This is a genomic window from Shewanella sp. S1-49-MNA-CIBAN-0167 (genome assembly GCF_040310145.1).
GTDB lineage: Bacteria > Pseudomonadota > Gammaproteobacteria > Enterobacterales > Shewanellaceae > Shewanella > Shewanella psychromarinicola.
On sequence record NZ_JBEOPO010000024.1, the window covers coordinates 40,309 to 65,817 of the forward strand.

15 protein-coding genes are annotated in these 25,509 nt (G+C 39.8%); 8 read left to right on the forward strand and 7 right to left on the reverse strand.

Annotation, left to right across the window (positions count from 1 at the left end; translation table 11 throughout):
* Positions 1-33: 33 nt before the first annotated feature.
* The gene (locus tag AAEZ00_RS12615; protein ID WP_124013955.1) at positions 34-519 is read left to right on the forward strand and encodes a glutathione peroxidase; all 486 of its coding nucleotides are present in this window, start codon (positions 34-36) and stop codon (positions 517-519) included.
* Between the two features lie 3,377 nt (positions 520-3,896).
* On the opposite strand, the gene AAEZ00_RS12620 is transcribed toward AAEZ00_RS12615, so the two are convergent.
* The 5 genes from AAEZ00_RS12620 to AAEZ00_RS12640 form a co-directional block, all read right to left on the reverse strand.
* Positions 3,897-5,678, reverse strand: coding sequence for a M1 family metallopeptidase (locus AAEZ00_RS12620; protein ID WP_351088698.1), 1,782 nt, complete (start codon positions 5,676-5,678; stop codon positions 3,897-3,899).
* Positions 5,679-6,083: 405 nt separating this feature from the next.
* Positions 6,084-7,055 carry a PstS family phosphate ABC transporter substrate-binding protein gene (locus AAEZ00_RS12625; RefSeq protein WP_351076393.1) on the reverse strand — a complete coding sequence of 324 codons (972 nt, stop codon included), beginning with the start codon at positions 7,053-7,055 and terminating at the stop codon, positions 6,084-6,086.
* Between the two features lie 697 nt (positions 7,056-7,752).
* The gene (gene phoR, locus AAEZ00_RS12630; protein ID WP_351076396.1) at positions 7,753-9,048 is read right to left on the reverse strand and encodes a phosphate regulon sensor histidine kinase PhoR; all 1,296 of its coding nucleotides are present in this window, start codon (positions 9,046-9,048) and stop codon (positions 7,753-7,755) included.
* A gap of 176 nt (positions 9,049-9,224) precedes the next feature.
* Positions 9,225-9,914, reverse strand: a complete 690-nt coding sequence (gene phoB, locus AAEZ00_RS12635) for a phosphate regulon transcriptional regulator PhoB (protein ID WP_335689258.1) — start codon at positions 9,912-9,914, stop codon at positions 9,225-9,227.
* A 442-nt stretch (positions 9,915-10,356) separates the two neighbouring features.
* Positions 10,357-11,301: a porin gene (locus AAEZ00_RS12640; protein ID WP_351076400.1), complete on the reverse strand. Its 945-nt coding sequence runs from the start codon at positions 11,299-11,301 to the stop codon at positions 10,357-10,359.
* Between the two features lie 316 nt (positions 11,302-11,617).
* Between AAEZ00_RS12640 and rdgC the strand changes: the two genes are divergently transcribed.
* Both rdgC and AAEZ00_RS12650 read left to right on the forward strand, forming a co-directional pair.
* Positions 11,618-12,529, forward strand: a complete 912-nt coding sequence (rdgC, locus tag AAEZ00_RS12645; RefSeq protein ID WP_124014113.1) for a recombination-associated protein RdgC — start codon at positions 11,618-11,620, stop codon at positions 12,527-12,529.
* Between the two features lie 18 nt (positions 12,530-12,547).
* Positions 12,548-13,105 carry a glutathione S-transferase family protein gene (locus tag AAEZ00_RS12650; RefSeq protein WP_124014114.1) on the forward strand — a complete coding sequence of 186 codons (558 nt, stop codon included), beginning with the start codon at positions 12,548-12,550 and terminating at the stop codon, positions 13,103-13,105.
* 409 nt (positions 13,106-13,514) lie between these two features.
* Here AAEZ00_RS12650 and AAEZ00_RS12655 read toward each other — a convergent pair whose 3' ends face one another.
* A complete protein-coding gene (locus tag AAEZ00_RS12655; protein ID WP_351088699.1) occupies positions 13,515-15,341 on the reverse strand; it encodes a M61 family metallopeptidase in 1,827 nt (608 codons plus the stop codon).
* Between the two features lie 340 nt (positions 15,342-15,681).
* Here AAEZ00_RS12655 and AAEZ00_RS12660 point away from each other — a divergent pair, with 340 nt between their 5' ends.
* From AAEZ00_RS12660 to AAEZ00_RS12680, 5 genes are all read left to right on the forward strand, one after another.
* Positions 15,682-17,691: a tetratricopeptide repeat protein gene (locus AAEZ00_RS12660; protein WP_351088700.1), complete on the forward strand. Its 2,010-nt coding sequence runs from the start codon at positions 15,682-15,684 to the stop codon at positions 17,689-17,691.
* Positions 17,692-17,971: 280 nt separating this feature from the next.
* Entirely contained in the window at positions 17,972-19,528 is a 1,557-nt protein-coding gene (locus AAEZ00_RS12665) for a diguanylate cyclase domain-containing protein (RefSeq protein WP_351088701.1), read from the forward strand.
* 62 nt (positions 19,529-19,590) lie between these two features.
* On the forward strand, positions 19,591-20,955 hold the full coding sequence (gene ppnN / locus AAEZ00_RS12670; protein WP_351088702.1) for a nucleotide 5'-monophosphate nucleosidase PpnN: 1,365 nt from the start codon (positions 19,591-19,593) through the stop codon (positions 20,953-20,955).
* Entirely contained in the window at positions 20,948-21,715 is a 768-nt protein-coding gene (gene xni, locus AAEZ00_RS12675; protein ID WP_124014118.1) for a flap endonuclease Xni, read from the forward strand. The genes ppnN and xni overlap by 8 nt, the downstream gene beginning before the upstream one ends.
* An 85-nt stretch (positions 21,716-21,800) precedes the next feature.
* Positions 21,801-22,202, forward strand: a complete 402-nt coding sequence (locus tag AAEZ00_RS12680) for a DUF3192 domain-containing protein (protein ID WP_124014119.1) — start codon at positions 21,801-21,803, stop codon at positions 22,200-22,202.
* 131 nt (positions 22,203-22,333) lie between these two features.
* Here the strand turns inward: AAEZ00_RS12680 and AAEZ00_RS12685 are convergent, their stop codons facing one another.
* Entirely contained in the window at positions 22,334-25,210 is a 2,877-nt protein-coding gene (locus AAEZ00_RS12685) for a prolyl oligopeptidase family serine peptidase (protein ID WP_351088703.1), read from the reverse strand.
* Positions 25,211-25,509 lie beyond the last annotated feature (299 nt).

The following is a 25,509-nucleotide window of genomic DNA, read 5'->3' on the forward strand; positions in this document are numbered from 1 at the left end:
ATTATAGTTTACTTTTCATATAAGGAGCTTCACATGACCGCTGCAATTTACCCTATTATCGTAAAAGACATTCAAGGCAAAGACGTTGTTATGGAGGACTTTAAAGATAAAGTTATCCTTATTGTTAACACGGCAAGTAAATGTGGATTTACACCGCAATACAAAGGTCTTGAAGCCTTATATCAACAATATAAAGATCGTGGTTTAGTTATTTTGGGGTTTCCTTGTAATCAATTCGGTAAGCAAGAGCAAGGTAATGAAGACGAGATCAGCCAATTTTGTGAACTCAACTTTGGGGTTACGTTTCCGCTATTCAGTAAAATTGATGTTAATGGTGCTAATAGTCACCCCTTGTACCAACACCTTAAAAAGTCTGCCAAAGGCCTTTTGGCTAGTGAGTCTATCAAATGGAACTTCACTAAGTTCTTAGTCGATAAACAAGGAAATGTTATTGAACGTTATTCGCCAACCACTAAGCCAGAAGACCTTAACGTTATTATTGAAAAGCTGCTAAGTTAGCCGTGGCTTTTACCTGTAATCGAATACCGTTAATCCATAATGTATGCGAGTTTGCTTTGGGCGATTGATGTCATGTTAATCGCCTTACTTTACTTCTTGGGGCATAGGCGGACGCTCCATGACCATGTTAAGTCAATAACATTTCCATTTAACGATATGCCCGAATTGAACATGCTCAAATTAAATACGCTCAAACCACAAGAAACACATTACAAAACACATCAAAACTTAAGTTTATGATAAATATGCAATATAAAATAAACATCATTATTTGGCTAAAAAAATACATTTATATTGAACTTTTAAACCACCACGTACTCAAACTTAGTAACAGTGATATTCACTTTTGTTCATCATCTCCCTGGGACTTCTAGCGCGGTCCCCTTGATCGCTAAGTCGATCGATAGGCAATTATTTGATTGCCTTTTTTTATGTCTATAGATTTGATCGCATATTTACCATTTATTGAACTTTCTAGAGGCGTTGTTCCACTATTAGTGTCTTACTTATAATAACTTACCTCAACAGGGGCTCATAACCCGTTATCAAACAGCGCTTTTGCCGCGGTCGAAGTTGTATCGACTTGCAATAGATCTTGTTAGCAAAAGACATGGAAAGTTTAATATTACTGACTTGAAATAAACCCCTTTTTTAACCAGTTATCCGATCTGCTTTCTAGAATTGAGATTAAGTAGGACTTGTTAAGTGTCATCACGACACACTAACAATCGATAACTAAGTAAAAAAACATACTGTACATCGCGATTAACACCCGTGTATATCGAACCACTTTCGACTATCAAAGATGAACAAATTCTAGCAATTAATGACGTTTAAATTTAGTACATCATTTAATGAACTTTTCCAAATAGCCCTAGTCATAGTATATGTAGCAAGTAAGAACACGAACTCACTAAACGTCTTCCTCCAACGGTTTAGTGTGTATTCAAAGCTCATATTTACTTGCCACTACAGTTTATGTTTATTGTTCATCATCATCATCCCTATTGGGGAGTGTTAACACGCTAGCGCACCGTTAATCACAACCCACAAAGAACGACTTAGGCAACCACATTGGTTGCCCTTTTTTTAGGCTCATTTTGTGAATTCTCTTTACGTATTGGTATAAACCAAGCCAAAAGTCATCATCGACGGCTAGCATAACCAACCGCAGGCCCCATTTGCTCTCGGGAAAAACCAACAGGTTGAATGTAGACATTATGATCTTGGTATAACGATTAACAACGTATTGTTATTAATAATTATTTAATAAGATTAATGCGTATGCCATAAGACTCATGATTATTTTTAGCTCAATAAATTTTGCCCGATAAAATTTATTAAAAAAAATCTCTCTTTCGGTGAACTTTCCTGATGACGCCCAGTCTGATTAATTGTACGGAATAAGATTTAGTTTGAAGTAAGTGCAGCGTCATGAGTTAATCTTCTCCCCCGAAAGTTAATTGAGTAAACTGCTTAGTGATTTATCTTACTTACCTCAAGCTTCAGTTAGGATTGAGTTACTGCTACACCGTTTTATGTTTATTGTTCATCATCATCCCTATTTGGGGAGTGTTAACACGCTAGCGCACCGTTAATCACAACCCACAAAGAACGACTTAGGCAACCACATTGGTTGCCCTTTTTTTAGGCTCATTTTGTGAATTCTCTTTACGTATTGACATCATCCCTCCCGCCCCAATTATCATCGTTCTCTACCATAACCAACAGCTAACGCCACTGGTACTCAGTAAAACCAACCATTGGGACATAAAAAACTTATGTTCCTGGCGCAGTATTAACAAGTCATTGTTATTAATAATTATTTAATAAGATTAATGCGTATTCCATAAGACTCATGATTATTTTTAGCTCAATAAATTTTGCCCGATAAAATTTATTAAAAAAAATCTCTCTTTCGGTGAACTTTCCTGATGACGCCCAGTCTGATTAATTGTACGGAATAAGATTTAGTTTGAAGTAAGTGCAGCGTGATGAGTTAATCTTCTCCCCCGAAAGTTAATTGAGTAAACTGCTTAGTGATTTATCTTACTTACCTCAAGCTTCAGTTAGGATTGAGTTACTGCTACACCGTTTTATGTTTATTGTTCATCATCATCCCTATTTGGGGAGTGTTAACACGCTAGCGCACCGTTAATCACAACCCACAAAGAACGACTTAGGCAACCACATTGGTTGCCCTTTTTTTAGGTTCATTTTGTGAATTCTCTTTACGTATTGACATCATCCCTCCCGCCCCAATTATCATCGTTCTCTACCATAACCAACAGCTAACGCCACTGGTACTCAGTAAAACCAACCATTGGGACATAAAAAACTTATGTTCCTGGCGCAGTATTAACAAGTCATTGTTATTAATAATTATTTAATAAGATTAATGCGTATTCCATAAGACTCATGATTATTTTTAGCGCAATAAATTTTGCCCGATAAAATTTATTAAAAAAAATCTCTCTTTCGGTGAACTTTCCTGATGACGCCCAGTCTGATTAATTGTACGGAATAAGATTTAGTTTGAAGTAAGTGCAGCGTCATGAGTTAATCTTTTCCCCCGAAAGTTAATTGAGTAAACTGCTTAGTGATTTATCTTACTTACCTCAAGCTTCAGTTAGGATTGAGTTACTGCTACACCGTTTTATGTTTATTGTTCATCATCATCCCTATTTGGGGAGTGTTAACACGCTAGCGCACCGTTAATCACAACCCACAAAGAACGACTTAGGCAACCACATTGGTTGCCCTTTTTTTAGGTTAATTTTGTGAATTCTCTTTACGTATTGACATCATCCCTCCCGCCCCAATTATCATCGTTCTCTACCATAACCAACAGCTAACGCCACTGGTACTCAGTAAAACCAACCATTGGGACATAAAAAACTTATGTTCCTGCCGCAGTATTAACAAGTCATTGTTATTAATAATTATTTAATAAGATTAATGCGTATGCCATAAAACTCATGATTATTTTTAGCGCAATAAATTTTGCCCGATAAAATTTATTAAAAAAAATCTCTCTTTCGGTGAACTTTCCTGATGACGCCCAGTCTGATTAATTGTACGAGTAAGTATGTAAGGAATAAAATGCAGTTTGAAGTAAGTGCAGCGTGATGAGTTAACCTTCTCCCCCGGAGCTAATTATTCGCACTGTTTAGTGGTTTATCCTACTTCCCTCAAGCTTCAGTTAGGATTGAGTTACTGCTACACCGTTTATTGTTCATCATCATCCCCATTGGGAAGCATTAACACGCTAGCGCACCGTTAATAGCAACCCGTAAAGAGTTATTTTGGCAGCCAATATGGCTGCCATTTTTTTCATTTTTTGATGTTAAATTGTTAATACTAAAGCAGTTAACTTGCTAAAGGTTAAGTAAATTGTCTAGCTGCACTTGCAATGAAGGATGATAACCAGGGCGAGCTTTAACATAAATATCGACTAATTCTTGCTGGTAACCGGCTATTTGTAATTCAACAAATAATGGCCTAACAAACTTTCCTCGGCCGATCCGGCATAAGTAGTCTTTTAGCGCAGGCAACACGGGATCAAAATGATTACGAATGGCGACTCGATACCAATCACATGCTATTTCGGCATTGTGGCTGTCTGTTAATATAAAGGTGTCGTCTAAATCTAATAAGGTGGCTTGATTAACGAATAACGGTAATTGGCTGAGAAAATACTGCCAGTGGTGAACTCGCCATTCATCTACCAACAACTCACTAGCGGGTGTTCCTTTGACAATAGCCTCAACAGCCAAATCGACTTTATCCAAACTACTTGATATTGGGGCAATAAACCATTGGGGTAATCCTTGGCCATACACCCACTCATTGATCTCTGCTAAGGTCAACTTATCGTGATGTTCTACCAGCAATGTTTGCTTTGCATAATCAATAAAAGTTTCGGTGGTGATAGCACTAAAAGAAAAATGTTCCACATATTGGAACAAAAACCGATCAAATGCAGCCCGACCTAAGCGGCGTTCAAGTTCATGAACAAACATCGACGCTTTATCGTAGGTAAACCGATTAAATGCCAGATTAGGATCACGGTCTTGTACATTGGCAGGTAAGGTTTGGCTGGACAAGGGAGTCGATTGTATTTCCTCCTGCAAACGACCGTACTCGATAACCCATTCAAGTTCTGCCTGCTCTTTACCATACACGGCTTCAACAATACGATTGGTAAAGTAAGTGGTAAATCCCTCATTAAGCCATAAGTCTCGCCAAGTCGCATTACTGACTAAATTACCGGTCCATGAATGAGCTAATTCATGAGCAACTGTTGAAACTAAACTCTTATCACCTGCAATTAACGTCGGGGTCATAAATGCTAACATGGGATTTTCCATGCCACCAAAAGGAAAGCTTGGTGGCAATACAATCATGTCAAAGCGACCCCAAGCATAGGGCCCTAATATGGACTCTGCCATTTGGATCATTGACTCGGTATCTTCAAATTCTTTGGTCGCAGCAGCAAGCATACCGGGTTCAGTATAAATACCACTACGAGGTCCAGTGGCTTGAAAACTTAACTCTCCAACGGCAATAGCTAATAAATGGGTTGGGATCGGTTTGTTCATGCAAAATTCAAACACACCATTATCCGGCAAATCAGGGATGTTTTCGGCACTCATTACCGCACGTAAACCATGCGGGGCGGTGATTGTCGCATTAAAGGTGATTCGGGCTTTAGGGGTGTCTTGTAAAGGTATCCAGCTACGAGCATTAATGGGTTGCGATTGGCTAAATAGATACGGTAATTGTTTGCCTAAGGTTTGCTCAGGCGTAAGCCATTGGAGTCCTTGAGCAGTTGTAGAGGTATGATAATGAATAACCACTTCATCTAAATTACCACCCACATCTATGACTAGTTTTTGACCTAATATGGCATTCACATCACTCACTTGATACGGCAACTGATTAGCGTGACTGTCAGTGATACCTTCTATGATCAAATCTCGACAATCCAACACTAATGAAAGTGCAGACATTTTTCGAGTAAATTGCAGCTTAGCAATTCCGCTGAGTTGTTGTAAGTCAAAATCAACCACAAGATTGAGCTCAAGATGATAGACGCATAAAGCATCAGTGTTGGCACTTGAATGATAATCGTGTTCTACATTCCATTTTGCAGTCACAAACAATCCTTACTTGTTAGAAAACAACCTAAACGTTCTAGGATAATAACATTGGTATCATCATAAATATGCTGTCACTCGCCGTGGTAGGTCTTTTACAGCCAAGCTGGTAAATATCACTTTTGAATAAAAAACTCATCTTTTTTGATATTCAAGGGAACTAACTCAAAAATGATGAGTCATATTATATGAACCGAATTTGAAATACTTTTTATTTGTACCAAGTAGCTTATTTTTGTTCATCATCATTCTCCTATTCGATAGTTGTAAAAATCTATCAACAGTATTGCCCTTAGCAATAGCAGCAACCTCTTAGTTAGGTTGCTTTTTTTTATGTTTTTTTTAACGTTAAAAAACAAAAAAGGCCTCCAAGAGGCCTTTTTAAGTTTACTGAAAGTGAGTTAATTAAAGCTTAACACCCACTTTACCTAAATCTTTAGCAATAACTGAGATGGGTAATGGAACATAGCCATCTTTTTCAACAATTTGTTGACCCTGCTTAGACAATACGAAACGTAAGAATTCACGGTCCATTGGAGCTAAGTCTCTGTTCGGGTGCTTGTTTACATAAACGTATAAGTAACGTGAAAGTGGGTAAGAACCGTCTGCAGCATTAGCATCAGTTGCTTCGATAAACTTATCACCATTCTTAGAGATTGCAACAGCCTTGACGCCAGCCGTTTTGTAACCGATACCTGAATAACCAATCCCATTCAGTGACTGAGAAACAGACTGAACCACAGAAGCAGAACCAGGTTGCTCATTTACGTTTGGACGGAAATCACCTTTACATAACGCTTTTTCTTTAAAGTAGCCGTATGTACCAGACACTGAGTTACGACCGTAAAGCTGAACGTCTTTCACAGTCCAATTACCATCTAAGCCAGCATCTCCCCAGTTATTAATTTCTTTGGAGCCACACTTATGGGTAGCAGAAAAAATACCGTCAATTTGTTCAATACTTAGACCCGTGATAGGGTTATCTTTGTGTACAAATACGGCTAACGCATCGATAGCAACACGGATCTTAGTCGGCTTATAACCAAAATGCTTTTCAAATGATTCAACTTCATTAGGCTTCATTTCACGGCTCATTGGACCAAACTGAGAAGTACCTTCAGTTAATGCTGGAGGCGCAGTTGAAGATCCAGCAGCTTGAATTTGAATGTTAACGCTAGGATAAATATGTTTAAACTCTTCAGCCCATAATGTCATCATGTTTGCTAATGTATCAGAACCGACAGAAGACAAGTTACCAGAAACACCACTTGTTTTTTCATATGCAGGTAAATTTGGATCAAGAGCAGCCACAGATGCTGCAGAGAATACGCCAGCGGCTGTAAGTGTGATGGCGCCGACAAGTTTTTTCAGTTTCATTATAATGCTCCAGAATTAAGCGTACTAAGTTTTTAAAACGTAGTCAGTATCGACCCCATTGATGACAAGTCTATGACTTTGACGTGACAGTTGTGTGACAATGGTAGTAAAACTGTCTTATTTCGAAAGTTTACAATCAATATCATTTATATCAATACCTTAAAAAAACAAACTATCACAACACCGCGCGATATAATGAAAGTAAAACACAGTTCAGAGTGCAAAACAGGTCATTCTTAGTTAAGAAAAACCTAAAACGACAGCATTGTGACATTCATAATCGCATAAATTTTATACTAGTCGTAATAATATGAGTGATCCCATCCGAGTAAGGTAGTGATCAATTCAAACCATCACACTCTAATTAACAGGCTTTATTGTTAACCTCAACGTTGGATAAGAGATGGGATACATAGTTAAAAACGGATTGATTTCAAGTCTGCAATATCAAATTTGCTATGTGTTTTTTGCTAACAAGGCGTATTGACGGGTCAATAGCGGGTCTATTGTAAGTTGATACAACGCAGGTAGCGGAACAAAGGGCTGTTTGATAACCGTTTATTACCCAGAATAGAGGATATTTACCAAACTAAGTGGTTCTGAATGGATTGGGTTGGCACAACACGTTTGAGTTGACCATCATCAGTCAAAAAAAAACAGCAAAAATGCTGTTTATTTATATCCAAACGACCAGATGCTATTGCCGTACTAACAAATGCGAAGGAATGATAAAGCTGAAAATACTGCCTTTGCCGTACTCACTCGTCACGTTAAGTTCACTGTAATGATGATTTAAAGCATGCTTTGCAATGGCCAACCCCAAACCACTGCCGCCAGTTTTACTCGAACGGGCATTATCGACCCGATAAAAGCGTTCAGTTAATCGGTTGATATACTGTGGAGCAATGCCCACACCGGTATCTTTGACTGAAAACAGTGCTCCTGTGGCCACACTGCGCCACGTCACCGAAATGGTCCCCCCCGGAACGGTATAATGAATCGCATTAGAAATTAAATTTGAACAAGCACTGCGCAATTGCAGTTCATTACCACGAGTATTTAAGCCTGGCTCACAATTAAACACTAAAGTATATTCAGTTCCAGCCAGTGCATAAGCCTCTTCTTTGAGGATATCCATCATCAATGCCATATTGACCGTTTGCGATAAATCGATATCCACGGCATCTTCAATACGCGACAGCGCCAACAACTGCTCAACCATCGACTGCATCCGAGTCGTTTGTTGTTGCATCATTGATAGTGGTTTGTGATTAGGTGAATCAGGTGCTTCCATTGTTTGCATAATTTCTAAATAGCCCTGCAATACCGTTAGCGGGGTTTTAAGCTCATGGGAAACGTTGGCGACAAAATCTTTGCGCATACCTTCTAATTGGTGAATACGAGTGATATCACGAGCAATTAATAACAATTGTCGGTCACCGTAACCTATTACTCGAATTTCAAGTAAACGCTTATCTGAGACAGGAGATGGGATTTCTAATGGTTCGTTGTATTGTGCTTTCTTTAAATAAGTAGAAAAATTAGGATGACGAATGAGGTTATCGATCCTAAGACCATTATCTTGAGGCCAAACAAATCCTAAAATTAACTGCGCCAGTTTGTTGCACCATAAAATATTGTGCTCGGCATCAAGAACCACCGCCGCATCAGGTAAGGCCTCCGCGCCTTGACGAAAACGAGCTAATAAAGTGGCTAATTGGCCCACTCGACGACGATTTTTCCCCTGCAGACGATATATTCCATTAAACACCCCTTCCCAACTTCCACGCCCTTGTGGAGGCGTGAGCTTTTTATCCTTCCATAACCAAAAGTTTAAACGAGTAATTTGGCGATAATGCCACACAAGTAATGCAATCGTTCCTAATAACATAACGATAACAACTTGATCAAATAAGGCTCCAATGAGCATAAATAAAACAAGCAGTAAAGCAAACCGAAAAAATAAACGATATCCAGAGTACGAGATAAACATAGGCTACCTAAATGCGAACGTACCGCCACCAACTCAATTCAGTGCCGTTACTGATTATTAGGGCTAACGAAGAACCACAAGATAGCCTAAATAGACTCTTATGGCTAGACAGCAAAAAAAGCGTTTTTAAAAAGTTCTGCTTATCATGTCAGAACCCTTCGAGACGCCAATACAAATTACATTCTGGTTGAAAATCGGTAGCCTGCACCACGAACAGTCTGGATCAATTTATCATGCCCAGCCTCTTCTACGGCTTTTCGTAAACGTCTAATATGCACATCAACAGTCCGATCTTCAACATACACATTGGTGCCCCAAACGTTATCGAGTAACTGCTCTCGACTATAGACACGCTCTGGATGGGTCATAAAAAAATGCAACAAGCGAAATTCTGTTGGCCCCATGTCGAGCACAGTATCACCGACTGTCACTCGATGACTAACAGGGTCAAGTTGTAATCCTTGCACATCAATGATTTCTTCTAAGCGAGTTGGAGCGCTTCTGCGCAAAACGGCTTTAATTCTTGCAACAAGTTCTTTAGGCGAAAAGGGCTTAGTTATATAGTCATCAGCCCCCACTTCAAGGCCTTTAACTTTATCTTCCTCTTCACCACGGGCTGTCAGCATAATAATCGGTATCTGACGCGTAAACTCATCTTGCTTTAGGCGTTTAGCTAATTGGATGCCACTCCCTCCAGGGAACATCCAATCCAATAAAATTAAGTCTGGGTATGGCTCTTTAAGTAGCTCAATCGCTGAATCAAAATCTTCAGCTGCAACTGTCGTAAAACCATGTTGATCCATCACAAATGTCAGCATCTCACGGATTGCTGATTCATCTTCTACTATTAAAATCCTAGCTGTCATATTGGGTTTCTACGTTAATTTGCCACAAAACTATTATTGGACACTTTTGTTACAGATTTATGATCTAACGGCTAATTCTGACATTAAATACGTCTTTTTGTCACAAAAACTTCATTGCTGTTAATATGATGCAATTTCAACTCAGGATAATAATCGATTATCAAACAGCCTTTTGGCCCGCTAACAGTGTAGCATTCACTTGCAATAGGCAGGCTCTTAGCAGGTAAATAAGCCTTGCTAGCAGACAAATAACAACTGTGATATGAAAGGCTCAAATAGGCTAATTACTTTCATTTATCCCGTGTCTTAATCCAAAGTTGAACTTACTCAAGCAGCCCATTGTTAACGATTTATCCCGTTTATTATCCCAGGTGTAAGTTATGTAACAAAAAAGGGCCTAAGCCCTTTTAAATTACTATCTAAATCAACATGCTCATTCAGATTAAAACTTATGTTCTAAACCAATACCAATATAAGTATCATCTTGATCGTTTGAGTCAAATGAGTTTGCAGTGTAAAAAGCAAATAACTTGGTTGGTTTACCTAACTTGTAGTCTGCACCGACTGACCATGAATCACCTTTGTTTTCCATGTCTTGGTATTGGGCTTTTAAGGTAACATCATTGATACCATAAGCCGTGCTTAATAAGAAACCATCATCTTTGATGCCACTGTCTAGCTTTTCTTGTTGCTGGTACATACCACCAATAACAAGACCTGCAACTTTACCTTGTACCGTGGCACGAGCAGTGTCATAACCTTTTACTTTTGAATCATAGGCAATCGATGCATATATTGGTGTGCTTTTTAGGCCTGCATCACCATACATAACAGCCATACTCACGCCATCCTCACCAGTGGTATTGTCACCAACAACTTGATCCGAATCACCTGATGCTACATAAGTCACACCCGCTTGGAAGTCACCCAACATTGGCGTGTAGTATGTTGCCGTCTGTGCCATGCGGTTTTCACCTTTGAACATGGTCTTTATATCGCCTGCAAGGTCATTAAACTGATCTATTTTACCTTGTGAAATTTTAAAAATAGTATCGTTCCGACCAACAGATACCGCACCAAAATCACCTTTTAAACCCACAAACTGATTACGTGCTTTAAAGTTTTCTTTGGTATCGTCACCGGTGTCTACTTCATACTCGATAGTGTAGAAGGCTTCTAATGAGTGACTTAACTCAAACTCACCCGTCACACCAAAGCGTGAAGCATTACTTTGAATACTCGTTTCTGTTTCATCAGCAACATCATTTGATTGTGCTGTGACATTTAACTTACCGTAAACTTGAAGAGGATCTGCTGCGTACGCACTTGAAGCGACTGAGACTGCTATTGCAGAGGCTAATAGAGTTTTACAAAATACATTCATCATTTCATCCTTTCGACGCTAAATTCGTCATTGTTATTTGGTTGGAACGAGCTGAAGTCTGCCTCGGTAATGTTGCAGAAATATTTCATTGGTCAATTAAATATTAATATTCATCGTAATATCTTCTAAGAAAAAGCCCTAAATATAGCTATAACAGTGGTTTCGGGGTAGTTTAATGAATTGTGACAATTTGATGAATTCTGACTTGAGTGATTGCATTTAGCCTAGCTGACAGCTTTTTTTGGAGGTTTACCGCTTAGCTTCTATCCCGTAGAATTGCACCATTGTATTTTTCTTCTTTAATTAACGAGAGCCTTCTATGTGGTTTAAAAATCTCACCTTGTATCGTTTCAATAAGCCTTTTACAACAGACACTGAAACATTAGAAACGGCCTTAGCTGATTTCACTTTCTCACCTTGTTCAAGCCAAGATATCAGTAAATTTGGTTTTTCAAATGCCCTTGGTAGAAAAGGCCAAGCATTAGTACACAGCGCTGAGAATCGCCATTTAATTTGCGTCACTAAAGAAGAAAAAATTCTTCCAGGCCAAGTGATCAAAGAAGCTTTAGATGAAAAAGTGGCCCAAATTGAAGAGCTAGAAAGCCGCAAAGTCACCAAGAAAGAAAAAGACACCATTAAAGATGAAATCACTACCACGCTTTTACCTCGAGCATTTTCTCGTCGTAGTCAAACTCATGCACTCATCATGCCTGAGCTAGAGATGATTTTAGTCGACAGCTCAAGTGCGACTAAAGCCGAAGAGTTACTCGCGTTACTTCGTAAAGCAATAGGCAGCTTACCGGTTATCCCACTAAGCTATGCCACTCCAATCGAGTCAACCTTAACTCAATGGTTACAAGCGGGTGCAGCGCCGGCGCCATTTGAAATGCAAGATGAAGCCGAACTTAAGTCAGATTCAGACGAAGGCGGCATTGTGCGCTTTAAGCAACAAGTACTCCAAGAAGACGAAGTACTTGCCCACATTGCAACAGGTAAACAAGTGCATAAATTAGCCTTACATTTTGGCCAGTCGATTGCCTTTTTAATGCAGTCTGATGCCAGCATTAAACGACTTAAGTTTTCTGAAGAATTTAGAGCCGGTAATGATGAAGTCGGTACCGAAGATCCACTGGCTCGTTTAGATGCTGACTTTTCCTTAATGGGCAGCGAATTAGTGGCCTTCATCAATGCGGTTAATCAAGCATTTGGTCCTTTAGAACAGAGTGTTTAACCCCCGTAGGGATGCCCGATGAAACTTTATGGTAGCTTCACGTCTCCTTATGTACGCCATTGCAGAATTGCCTTATTGGAGTCGAGATTAGATTGTCAATTTATTGAAACAGATCAAGTCAGTAGCGCAAAGCTATCGCCAACTAAACGGGTGCCATTTTTACACGATGAAGAGTTATCATTAACTGATTCCAGCGCAATATTGCGCTACATCCGTCAAAAGTCATCAAAAACCTGTCTTGACACTGTGATAGAACTTGATCAATTTTGCATGATAAATACTGCGCTAGACAGTTCAATTAACTTATTTTTTCTGTCTCGTGATGGCGTTGATATTGAGCGTGTTGATTACACCATAAGACAAGCACAACGCATTAAAACATCATTAGCAGAGTTTGAAAAACTTGAGCTACCGTTGCACGGACCGTTTAATGATGTGCAATTGCGATTGGGTTGTTTTTTAAGTTGGGCGGTTTTCCGCCAACGGATTAATATCGAAGATTATCCTAAATTAACACTTTTTTTAGCGGCAATAGAAAAAGAGCCATTTTTTATCGAAACAGCTCCTCCTGCGTAATCGTCACATAAAAATGCCCTGTTCTCAGGGCATTTTATTTATCATAACGGCTCGCATCTCAATACTGAATGAGATATACAACCAAGCCACTTCAACATGCTCGTTTCAAAGCCCCGTAGGATAACTCAACAAGGCAGTGATTGAAGAGAATCAATATCACTATTCCTAGAGCGCTGCTAGGACGCTACGCGGCTAGATTCTATAAAAGCGGACAACACAGCGAAGCTGTCACTACCGCTTGAGGTAGCAAGCTGTGACGAGCAAAAGGGCGATAACAAGCCAAGAGCTTAGGCGCGAGACCGCTTTATCCGTGAGCGCAGCGTTCGCTTGTTATCGTTTCTGAAGCGTCACATCTCCACATGCTGCATCCTGCATTTCAAGGTCGTTTGGGTATATGCAAATCAACATTTTAGTCAGTGGATTTAATCCAATCGCCTTTGTCATCAAAAGGCCAATCAACACCTAGCCAGGCTTGATAGAATGCTTTCTGAGCATCGGAGACCTCAGCCACAGCTTCAATCGACAACTCGCCTTTAGGTTGTTCCGTCAGCTGTAGACTCACCTCTTTTAAACGATCATCACTAAATAAACTGAGCTTAATCTTATCGCCGACATTAAAATCGTTAAGGCGTTTAGTGAATCCATCCGCAGTCACTTTTAATCCATTAACCGCCACTATTTCATCACCTGCAGCAATACCAGCATTCCATGCTGGGCCATGTTTTAACACATTAGCAATCGTCAAGTCACCGTGTAACTCAGACAGGGTCATTCCCGCATCGATAACGGTTTTAGGGGCTTTACTATAGGTGGTGATTAACCCTGCATGGGCGAGTAATTCATCAAACGGCAAACTAAACGGTTGATTAACAAATTCTTGCCACCAGGGTTGATAATCTTTACCAGATAGCGTTTTCAAAATTGATTGCACATCTGCAACCTTGTAGCCCATTGGCACTTTATATTGCTGATAAAGTGCTTTATGAACATCACGATAAGAATGTTCAAGTTGGGTATCACTCAGTAAGCTAAAATCGAGCGCCATTGAAGCCAAATAACCTTCAGAGTATATGTTGACACTGTGGTTGACCGCATAGTCGCCCCAAGTACTGCTCCATTGACCTAAACTGGCTTCTGCAACAGATTGGATTTCACGGCCAGGATTATGCTGATTAAGCACAATCCGTTTACTTAAATCGTCAAAAAATTCTTTAGCTGTCATCACGCCAGCCCGCAACAATAATTGATTTTGGAAATAACTGGTGGAGCCTTCAACCATCCACAGTAAATCCGTCATGTTTTCTGACTGGTAATCATAAGGCACCAGCCCTTGAGGGCGATAGGATTTTACATTCCAAGAGTGAATAAACTCGTGAGAGGCGGTACTGATAAAACGTAAATAATCTTGGCGCTCACGAAAGTTAAATCGTGGTAGCTGGATAACTGTAGAATTGAGGTGCTCTGTTGCGCCACTTGCACCGCTGGTTGCATGCACCATGTAAACATAGCGTTTAAACGGATAATCAGCCCAAATAGTCGAGGCCTGGCCGCTTATTTTACGTAAATCGGTAAGAATTTGAGTCGTGTCATAATTACCCTCACCCCAAAATACCACTTCATATTGACGATCGTCAGCCTCGAAACTAAAATGCTGGTTTATTCCAGTTTCAATTGGCGAGTCAACTAATACATCATAATTGGGCGCTTTAAATGAATGTGACGTACTGCCTTTATCCATGCCGGAATAACTCTGCCAACCTGTAGGCACTGCCATATTAACCGTAACGGGTTGCTGACTAAATGCTGGGCTATACATAAATACTCCACTGCCATCTAAAAAGGCATGGCTATTATCAATGTGACGCAAACGGTCACCAAGCTCATTGGCATGTAGTTGGTAAGTCACTTTAACGGCTGTGGGTTTGATTAATGCTATTTGCCATTCGCCGCTGGCGGTGCGCTTCCAAGGTAATGACTGACCTTTGCTGTCGGTCGCATTAAACAATCTTATGCCATCAGCAATGGGTAATACTTGATAACGACCCATTCGCCATACTGGTAAATTAACGGTTAACACTTTTAAGTCAGTTTGAGGAAATGAAACACTCACCTGAGCTAAATGGTGCGCGGGTTGATTAATATCGATATGGTAATCGACATCAGCAATTGCTGGCGTTGTCCAGCTCATCGAAAAAATGGCACTGCTGGTAAAAATTGCAAGAGAAGTAGGTTTCACTCTAGGTTCCTTCTGGTATGATTCTATTGTTTTTATTTTAAATTCCAAACAATTATAACGATCTAGACTCATTAACACAGTGGTAAATTACAACTTGATTGTAAAAACCCATAAGCTACCTCAACCTAATAGAGGTTGGCTTTGCATTTTGTGTACAATCAAGTCCACGTTAACTATAAAGGTCTCTATTACTATGCTGCGATGTTTTACTCTTGTCATATTATGTTCGATACTATTTAGTTCAGCGGTTTGTGCAAGAGATATTGAACAGCAAGAAATATTGTTCAAAGAAAATCCACAGAAGCTTTATACCAAACTAATAAGGGCAACCGAGTTTCCTTTGAAATTTTCGAATAGAGCGGAGTTCGAACAAGTCGCTGGTGAACTAAGTTACCAACCAAATGAACTTCATCGCGACTTAGAACTACTTGCTCGGTTGAATTTAGAAGCAAAACTTAACTCACCAACTAAATATCAAGATGCCGAATTGCTCATAACACAATTAGACGCCATCGCATCAACAACACTTGAAAAAGCGTTAATGGTTATGCTTAAAGCACGGATTAAGGGGCGTAAAAACCAAGAATATAATCAGGTGTTAGTTGAATATAATGATGCTTTGAATATGGTTAACACCGATGTAAGCCTAGAAAGCACGCTGTTCAAATTGACACTTCATGATCAATTGAGCATGCTACACTCATTGTTACTTCAACCAACACCCGCGTTATCTCACTTAAATCGTTACCGCCAAATCGCTTATCAATTACACAATAATTACTTAATATCAGATGCAGAAACGCAATTCGGTCGTTATTACAATCTTAATGGGGATCAGGCAAAGTCATTACAGCATTATAGTGAAGCATTTCGGTTAGCTAACAACTTAGATTATCCGGGAATTAAAGCCCATACACAGCTCAATCTTGCCCGAACATACCGTGATTTAGAACAATGGGATGATGCACTAAAATATGCCCATAATGCAGCAGAAATACTTCAAGCGATAGGCCAAGATGTTTACTTAGCCGAAACAATGACTGTCATCGCAATGATTTACGCAGGCCAAGATCAATGGAATAAAACCATCGATTATTATTTAAATGTCCAGCAAGTCAATGAGCGGATGGGAAACGAAATTGCAATAGGTCTCACATATCACAATTTAGGTGAAGCCTATTTTAAATTAAATAATTCCCAAGCCGCATTGAACGTAATGCAACGTGCAAATGATATATTTAGGGCACGAAAAATAGAGCATTACTTAGTCTATAACGAGCTACTATTTGCTCAAATATGTACCAGCGAAGGCATGTGGCCTGAAGCTATTGAGCACGCAAGTAAAGCCATTGAGTTGGCTAAAAAGAAACATTTAACTAAAGTTCAAACTGAAGCATTAGGTTATTTATCTACAGCATATCGCAAAACCAACAACCTCAATGCAGCACTTGAAACTGTCGATGTCATTGTTGAATTGATCAATAAATCACAAGAAAAAGAACAACAAACCAATGATTTTCCTGAACTCACTGAACAAAAATTAAAATTCGAACTGGGTTTATTGAGTAGTAAATTAGAACAGCAAACCGCTAAAAATAAATACAATCAATTTATCATTTTAGGGTTGATTATTGTGTTTAGTATTACGCTCATACTAATGGTTTTTTTCTACAGAAAATTTCAACACCGCAATATCTTGTACCATAACGCCCAACGTTTGAACACAATAGATCCTATAACACAAGCACAAGGTTACAGGGCGTTTATTCAACGGATCAACACCTTAAAACACCAAGAGCCTAAAGCATTAGCGCTAGTGAACATTAATGAATTGAACAATATTGATATTCAACTTGGACACACTGAATCAGTTGTATTGATGCAGCACTTTAATAGTCAGTTCAGTAAGCACCTAGACACTGAAGTGTTTATCATCCGTCCCGGGTTGATTGGATGTTATTTCGATAAGCAGTATGACGCAAAAATCATCTTAAATGCCGTAATAAAGAGCCTTAAACAATTACAAACAACTCAATTTACCATGCCTAACTTTGCTCGTAAATCAACAGAGCAATATGCCAGCATTGGCCACATTAGTTTACCATTACTCGACAACCCTGATGTTAACATCAGTGCAGAATTGCAATTTGAAGCGCTGCAATACGCACTTGCTGCGGCTATGGAAATAACGGAGCAACCCGCATATATTTCACTGCGACCACTTAACTTTGCTCCCGCGGCTATTTTTATGCGGCCACTTTATTTAAATCTGACTCAAGCACTTAACCGGGGCATCATTCGTGCAGAAAGTAATCGTAATACCCAAGAGATCAACTGGCCGAAGCACTAATTGTTTTATAAACTAATAATTATAGATAATTAAACTGTTTTGTGCGGTAATTGGATTTGCTGCACAACATTATTGATATAACATTACTATAATATTAACTGATTAAATGTTAACCGATTAAATGTTAACCGATTAAATGTTAACCGATTAAATATCAACCAATTAAATGCTTAACGTTAATTAATAACAATCCCAAAAAAATCCCAATTGATGTCCACATTGATGTCCCATACATGGCAATCAATGCCTTTAGATGACAAATGAGAGTAGGCACTGCAAAATGAAAGAGTCAAATACCGCGATAACTCAAATTTCGTTAATGAAGCAAAAGCTGCATGCAGCTAAACTAGCTATCGAAGAGATTAATATCGATCGCAATGACAAATTGAAAACACTAATTCAATTTATTTCTCATCTCAGTCTTGCTTGCAAAGGACAAAATTTAGAACTCGACAACAAACTGGCAAAATTACGTCACCATATGCATAATTTTGAACAAATAGACGAAGCGCTACCAGAACTCGTCGACATTGAACGGTTATTGAAATCTCAATATAACCATACTATGACTCGTTTAGAAGATAGTCGTAATGGACTCAATCGAGTGATCCGTCAGATCCAACGAATTAATGCCGCGCCAGACAAACTAAAAAAAGAAATCACCTATTTTAAACAAGAACTAAGCAAACCGTTCCATACCGTATGGGAATACATCCCCAAAGTAGAAAAACTTATTTTTTTCTATGAAGAAATTTTGAAGCATGAATTTGCCGATGCCGACGATTACCAAATTTTACCTCAGCATATCCAGCTAGCCAAAGAGCTTGCCGCTAAGATCGCTGAAATTGAATTTAGAAAAGATCAACGAGACCAAATTCTAGTCATAAAAGAAGTGTTGCTTGGTGAGCTCAGTTTAAGCAACTTGCTCGATTCTTACCAATCGATATTGAGTTTACTGTTAGAGAATATCGCTCGCGAAAAAAGCGCATCACAAGACTTTTTATTTGCCCTCAATGATGCCCTGATAATCGTGCGCGATGTGGTCAATAATACCTACAATAACAACCAACGCAGTGAGCAGCTTAAAGGCCAATTAAATAAAGAGATAAATTTACGCGTCAATACCGCTGATGAGTTAATTATTGATGCCGATAGTCTTAACGAATTAAAGATCCGACTGACGGTGCAGTTATCTTCGCTTCGCGATGCACTCTCTCGTAAAGAAGCGCTAGAACAACGTGAACAAACACTCTTACGCAAGTCAATTGAATCGATGCGTAAAGAACTCAATTCAATGAGCCAAGAATCTAATAATTATAAAGAAAAGCTATTTGAACATCAAAAGCTCAACCTCCTTGACCCGCTGACCCAATTGGCAAATCGTAGCGCGTTAGAAGACCGCATGGAGCAAGAATACCGTAACCATGTCCGCTTTAAAACGCCACTATGGATCGCGATTACAGACATAGATCACTTCAAAGTTATTAACGATAACTTTGGTCACAGCACCGGCGATAAAACCCTGCAAGTCATCTCAATGGCCTTAAAAAATTCATTACGTGATAGTGAGTTTGTGGCTCGTTATGGTGGCGAAGAATTTGTATTTTTATTGCCTGATATTACTGATGAACATATCTCTCAATTATTGAATCGCGTGAGAGAAAAAATTAAAAATATTCCGTTTAAGTTTAAAAATCAGAGAATTACAGTTACATTATCTATAGGTGCGGCACAAGTTATGGAAAATGAAACGCTTGAAGAAGCTTTCGAAAGAGCCGATGCGGCATTATACCAAGCAAAAAACAACGGCAGAGACCGAGTCGTTATTGATATCTAGCCCATCCCAAGACTTTTCTCTTTGGACTCGGCATCAGACACTCGAGTCCAAAGGAGTTGCTTATGATCGTAAAAATTAGTCCACGTGGTAGCTTAGATCAACTTTCTCAATTAGAAGTCGAACGCTTAAAACAAGGCGCAAAAAGCGACTTGTATCAGCTATATCGAAATTGCTCGCTAGCAGTATTAGCCTCGGGTGTCATAAGCGACAGCTCTGAAGAACTGTTTCGTCGCTATGAATCCTTTAGTATTAATATTTTACAGCGAGAAAGAGGCATACTGATTGAACTCATCAACCCCCCTATTCAAGCCTTTGTCGACGGTGAAATTATTGCGGGTATTCAAGAGCACTTGTTTGCCGTGCTGCGCGACATTATTTACATCAGTAATAAATACGATAATTTAAAACACATTGACTTAAGTAATGCGAGCCACATTACCAACGTCGTATTTGACATACTGCGTAATGCTCAAGCGATATCGCCAATGAAAGATCCTAATGTGGTGGTATGCTGGGGAGGACACAGCATCAACGCAGTCGAATATCAATATACCCGAGATGTCGGTTACCAACTTGGGTTACGCAGATTAGATATTTGTACGGGTTGCGGACCCGGCGCAATGGAAGGTCCAATGAAAGGCGCGGCAATTGCTCATGCCAAGCAACGAGTTCACAATGCTCGCTATATAGGCTTAACAGAACCCAGCATTATTAACGCTGAGCCACCCAATCAAATTGTCAATGAATTAGTTATTTTACCCGACATAGAAAAGCGTCTAGAAGCCTTTGTGCGTTTAGGTCACGGTATCGTTATTTTCCCAGGCGGCGCGGGTACCGCTGAAGAGTTACTCTATTTCCTTGGTATCTTATTAAATGATCACAATAGCAATATGTCATTCCCACTGGTGCTAACAGGACCGGCAGAAAGTGCTGATTACTTCACGGTAATTGATGAATTTATTGGGACTACATTAGGCACCGAAGCACAAAGCAAGTATCAAATCATTATTGATGACCCTATCAAAGTGGCACAAATAATGAAAGAAGGTATGCAAGATGTAAAAAGCTATCGAAAAGAAAAAGGTGATGCTTACCAATATCAATGGTCGCTAAAAATTGAACCCGAATTTCAATTACCCTTTGATCCGACCCATGAAGTTATGGCAAATTTAAACCTTAACTTTCAGGACAATAAAGCTGAACTTGCCGCAAACTTACGCAAAGCGTTTTCAGGTATTGTCGCCGGCAATGTAAAAGGCGCTACCATTAAGTTGATCGAACAGTTTGGTCCCTTTAACATTAAAGGTGATGCTAAACTTATGCTCATGATGGATAAGCTATTAAACGCTTTTGTTAAACAACAACGAATGAAACTGCCAGGAAGCGCTTACGTGCCCTGCTACAACATAATAAAAACCAATGAATAAATTACTTATTATTGACGGGCTCAATCTAGTACGCCGTATTCATGCGGTGCTACCTGATGAAAACGATATTACTAGCGTACAAGAACGGGTTTTAGCTGCATCTAAAAAAATGCTGGTGCAGCATCAACCAACCCATTGCATTGTGGTCTGGGATGGCAGTGAGCCCTCTTGGCGTAAAACGCTGTATAGCGATTACAAAAAAGGCCGAAAGCCCATGCCAACGGCATTAAGTGATGGCTTGGCTAACATCAAAACCACACTGGCAGAACACGACATCCACTCTTTTGATGCCCAATCTGAAGCAGACGATGTTATCGCCACCATCGCGATGAAAATGATCAGCAACAATGGTGAAGTGGTCATTGTTTCAACCGACAAAGGCTTTAGTCAGCTACCCACAAAAAATCTCACCTTATGGGATCACTTCAACCAGCATGTTTTTGATGTTCAACAATATGAAAAAAAACTCGGCATAGAGCAATATCAAATGCTCGACTTTATTGCGCTAGCGGGCGACAGTGGCAATAAAATTCCGGGTATTATGGGGATCGGACCAAAATCAGCAGCCGACTTACTGAATAAATTCAGAACACTAGCTAATTTATATCGTTCTTTAGACAATCTTGGCGCCAAGCAGGCACATAAATTAGCCGAAGGAAAAGAGATAGCGCGAATTAGCTATAAATTGGCGCAGCTGCAATGCGATATGCCACTAAATATTAATTTGAAACAATTTAGAACCAATTTAAGACCAAACTAATAACAAACAATGTAATAATGTGACAATGAGATAATAAGAAATACAGACAGCAAACGTATTTATACCATAACGGATTAAACACATTATGAACTCAAAAGTGACTTATATCATCGGTGGAATATTCACTGCCTATTTACTGTTTGTTGCTGTGGTGATTTTTGTTTACGAACCGCAACCAGAAGACAGGGCATGGGATGATCGTGAAGCTTTCAATTTACAAAAAATGAGTGATATCCACTTTGGTCAAAGCCTTGATGAGATCCGAACGTTATTAGGCAGTGCTGATTTTGTCGAAGCAAAAACCGGCTTTGATGGACAATATCAAGTGATGTATTACCGTACTCACCATATAAAATCAGATGGCGAAACCACTAAAGAAGAATGCACGCCATTGTTATTTAGAGATAATCTTCTGATAGCATGGGGACAAGATACACAAGAACAATACTTTTCAGTGCCGATAACCGATCAAGTATCTCCGCAATAACACCCCCTTCTATCGACAGTGAACGCCCCACAGAGCCACTAAGTGTCGATCAATAGGCTTACGATAAAACGCCCTATCGGTATCAGCATAGGGCGCAGAAATCTCATTTAAAACAATCAAATTACGCTGTTTTAATCTGCTTTTTTATACTCCCGATAGGCTTCACCCTGGCGTAACCAATCTGGGGCTGGTGCCCCTTTTAAATAATGGTCAAAGTACTGTTTCATTTTAATGCTGTAATCAAGCTTATTGGGATACTTTTTCAAATGGTGTGGCTCATCTTCATATTGTAAAAATACCACATCCTTCCCTGCACGACGCATTGCTAGATACAACTCAATCCCCTGCTCCCAAGGCACTGCATCATCTTTATCACCAAACATGATCATCATTGGGGTTTGAATGCGATCAACATAGAAAATGGGCGAGTTTTCAATGTATTTCTGTGGCGCCTTAAACAGACTCTCTCCGATCCGGCTTTGACCTGTTTCATATTGGAATTGCCTGGCTAAACCTGACCCAAGACGAATACCACTGTAAGCACTGGTCATATTCGACACCGGAGCACCTGTCACTACCGCTTTAAAGATATTGGTTTGGGTTACCGCATATGCACTCTGATAGCCGCCCCAAGAATGCCCTTGAATACCAACAGCATTGGGATCGGCAACCCCCATCGCTATCAACTTTTGCACGCCTGCCGTCAGCGCTTTTACTGATGAAATTCCTGGATAGCCAATCTCAAAACGAATATCCGGTAGAAAAATAGCGTAACCATTATCAGCATACCAAGCAAAGTTAGGCCGGTGGTTGAGCTTCATGTCAGGAAAAGCATGTAATCTGTCACTCATAAAACGGTAAAAATAGACTAAGGTTGGATACTGTTTACCGGCTTGATAATTGGTTGGTTTAATTAATACCCCATCGGTGTTAATGCCGTCACCATCTCGCCAATGCACTAATTCAGCATTGCCCCATTTAAACGCGTCACGCTGCTTGTCCAGCTCGGTAAGCTGCAGCGCATTCTGTGGCGAGGTAATATCTGCAATATATAAATCTGGATACAAATCATAACGCTGCTTTGAAAACACCACTGCAGCGGCTTTATTGGCTCTAGCAAGCAAGGTTAATTTAGCCTTGCTTTGAGTTAAGCGGCTCACGCCAGCCACACCTATCTTGGCACTGAAAAAGCCGTCCGCTTTTGTTTGATGACTATAGCCTTGTAATAGCACTGTTTCAGCATCATTGACTACCGCGGGTAACGGTTTCTCTTGGGCTAAACCAACCAGTCTAAATTGAGTTTTCTGTTTTCGCCCCTCGCCCTTGGTCAACATAAACCCATTGTGCGCTGCGGTATTAAACTGCCATATATCATATTTATCATATACCGTAATAGCACTGTCATCGGCCAACCAAGGGCCAAAACCGTAACCGGGTGCCGCACTGGGATAATCATGATCTTCATTCGCAAAAGGGGTCGCAATATTCGCGGTTAAATTAACCCTGCGCTTTAACGCTATATCAAAAAGATAGACATTACCTTGTTGATAATAAGCTAAAAACTTAGCATGAGGTGACAACGTCGGCATAGCATCACTAGGTTGCTGAGTTAATACGAGGATTTTTTGGCCTGTTTTGACATCAACCAAATATACATCACGATAAAAGCCTGCCCAGGTAACCATTTTCTGGTAGGGCACATCGGAGCTGGCCAATAAGTAACGTGCTTGCTCGCCATAAGTGACATCAGGAACCGCTTGGTCGGCTAATTGCACCAACTTATTTGACTCAAGGTGTAAAACCGCTAAATACGTGCGAGATAACTCTTGCTCATATTCTTTGACTTCTTGGGGCTTAATTTTGGCATCATCACCATGCCAAATACGTAACTGTTTTTTAGCGGTAATAATGTCTGGATTAAACACATCACTTGGATTTTCAAAATCAGCTAATTCAGCTTGTTGTGCAACCTTTGGCACTCGTCCCACAAACAAACGTTGGCCATCTTTTGAAAACAATAAGCTGGCATGCTGGTTATAAGTCCACCCTTCAGACTGAGCGAACTGGCGTTGTTTATCGTGTTGTACATCCAGTAACAACATATTGTACTCACGGCCATAGCGTATAGAACTCGCCATGCCTTTCGTTACTGCAACATATTGGCCATCATCACTGATGGCTAATGCTTCAATATGTTCATCAGTACTACTGTAAAGCTGACGCTGTGTTTGGCTATCCAGTGTCACTAACACCACTTGATGCTGCTGATTTTCAACTTTATTCACCACAGCAACGAAATGATGTCCTGCTTTATCAAAAGCAAATTGAGTCACATCCGATAGTTGTGTTTGCTGGTCAGTAGCCAAATTAATTAAGCGAATATCCGCCCCTTTATCGGCCTCCTCAATTTCAGCTTGGGTACTATCATGTTCTGTTTCACTGGTGTTTTTCGTCTCTGAAGCCGTCGTTTCTGAAGCTGTCTGCGCTAACTCTGCGGATCCAGCAGTAGTTGATTTAGACACTTTCGACTCAGGATCTGTCGACTCAGGATCAGTTGACTCTGGCTTGCTAACCTTAAACTTCACCACTAAAAAACGGCCATCATCGCTAAATGAAGCGGAATCGACCTTGTCAAATCGTTGCTGATTGCCATTTTTGGTATTGAGTAATACCACTTCATGGGGTAAATCGTCTTTCTCTTTGGTTTCTCGGTCAAATAAAGTCGCTTCGATTGTCGCCAATACAAATAGACCATCGGCACTGACGTTAACGTCCGTGCCATTGACAATTTCATATTGTTTGCGATTATCACTAAAACGAATTAATGCACGACTATCGCCCCTATCAGGTGTAGCCTGTACCGCAATCACTTTGCCATTATCAGAAATAACCGGCTGTTGTAAGGTTTCAAAATGCATAATGTCATCAAGGGACAGAGCACGTTGCGGGGCCGCATGGGCACTAAATGACAGACAGACTGCCAATGGAATTAAATTGAATAATTTCACAGTTTTCCTCTAATGGTTCCCGTAATAGATCGCAGTAATGGATTATCTATAATCTTAACCAGCAATAAATAATAAACACCAAGCATTACATTCGACCAAAGTCGTCTATATAAAATATGTTTACCGAATAAGCTAATGCTCGCCAATAAAATATAGAATCGCCGACATGTTTTCAAACTTAGATGGTTTACAAGTAAACGATTTGTAATAAAAGTTCATAGTAAATCAATCAGATTAGGATTGACTTAAAAATAACGGAAATAATGTGATAATACTCACTATTTTCTGTAAATAAACAT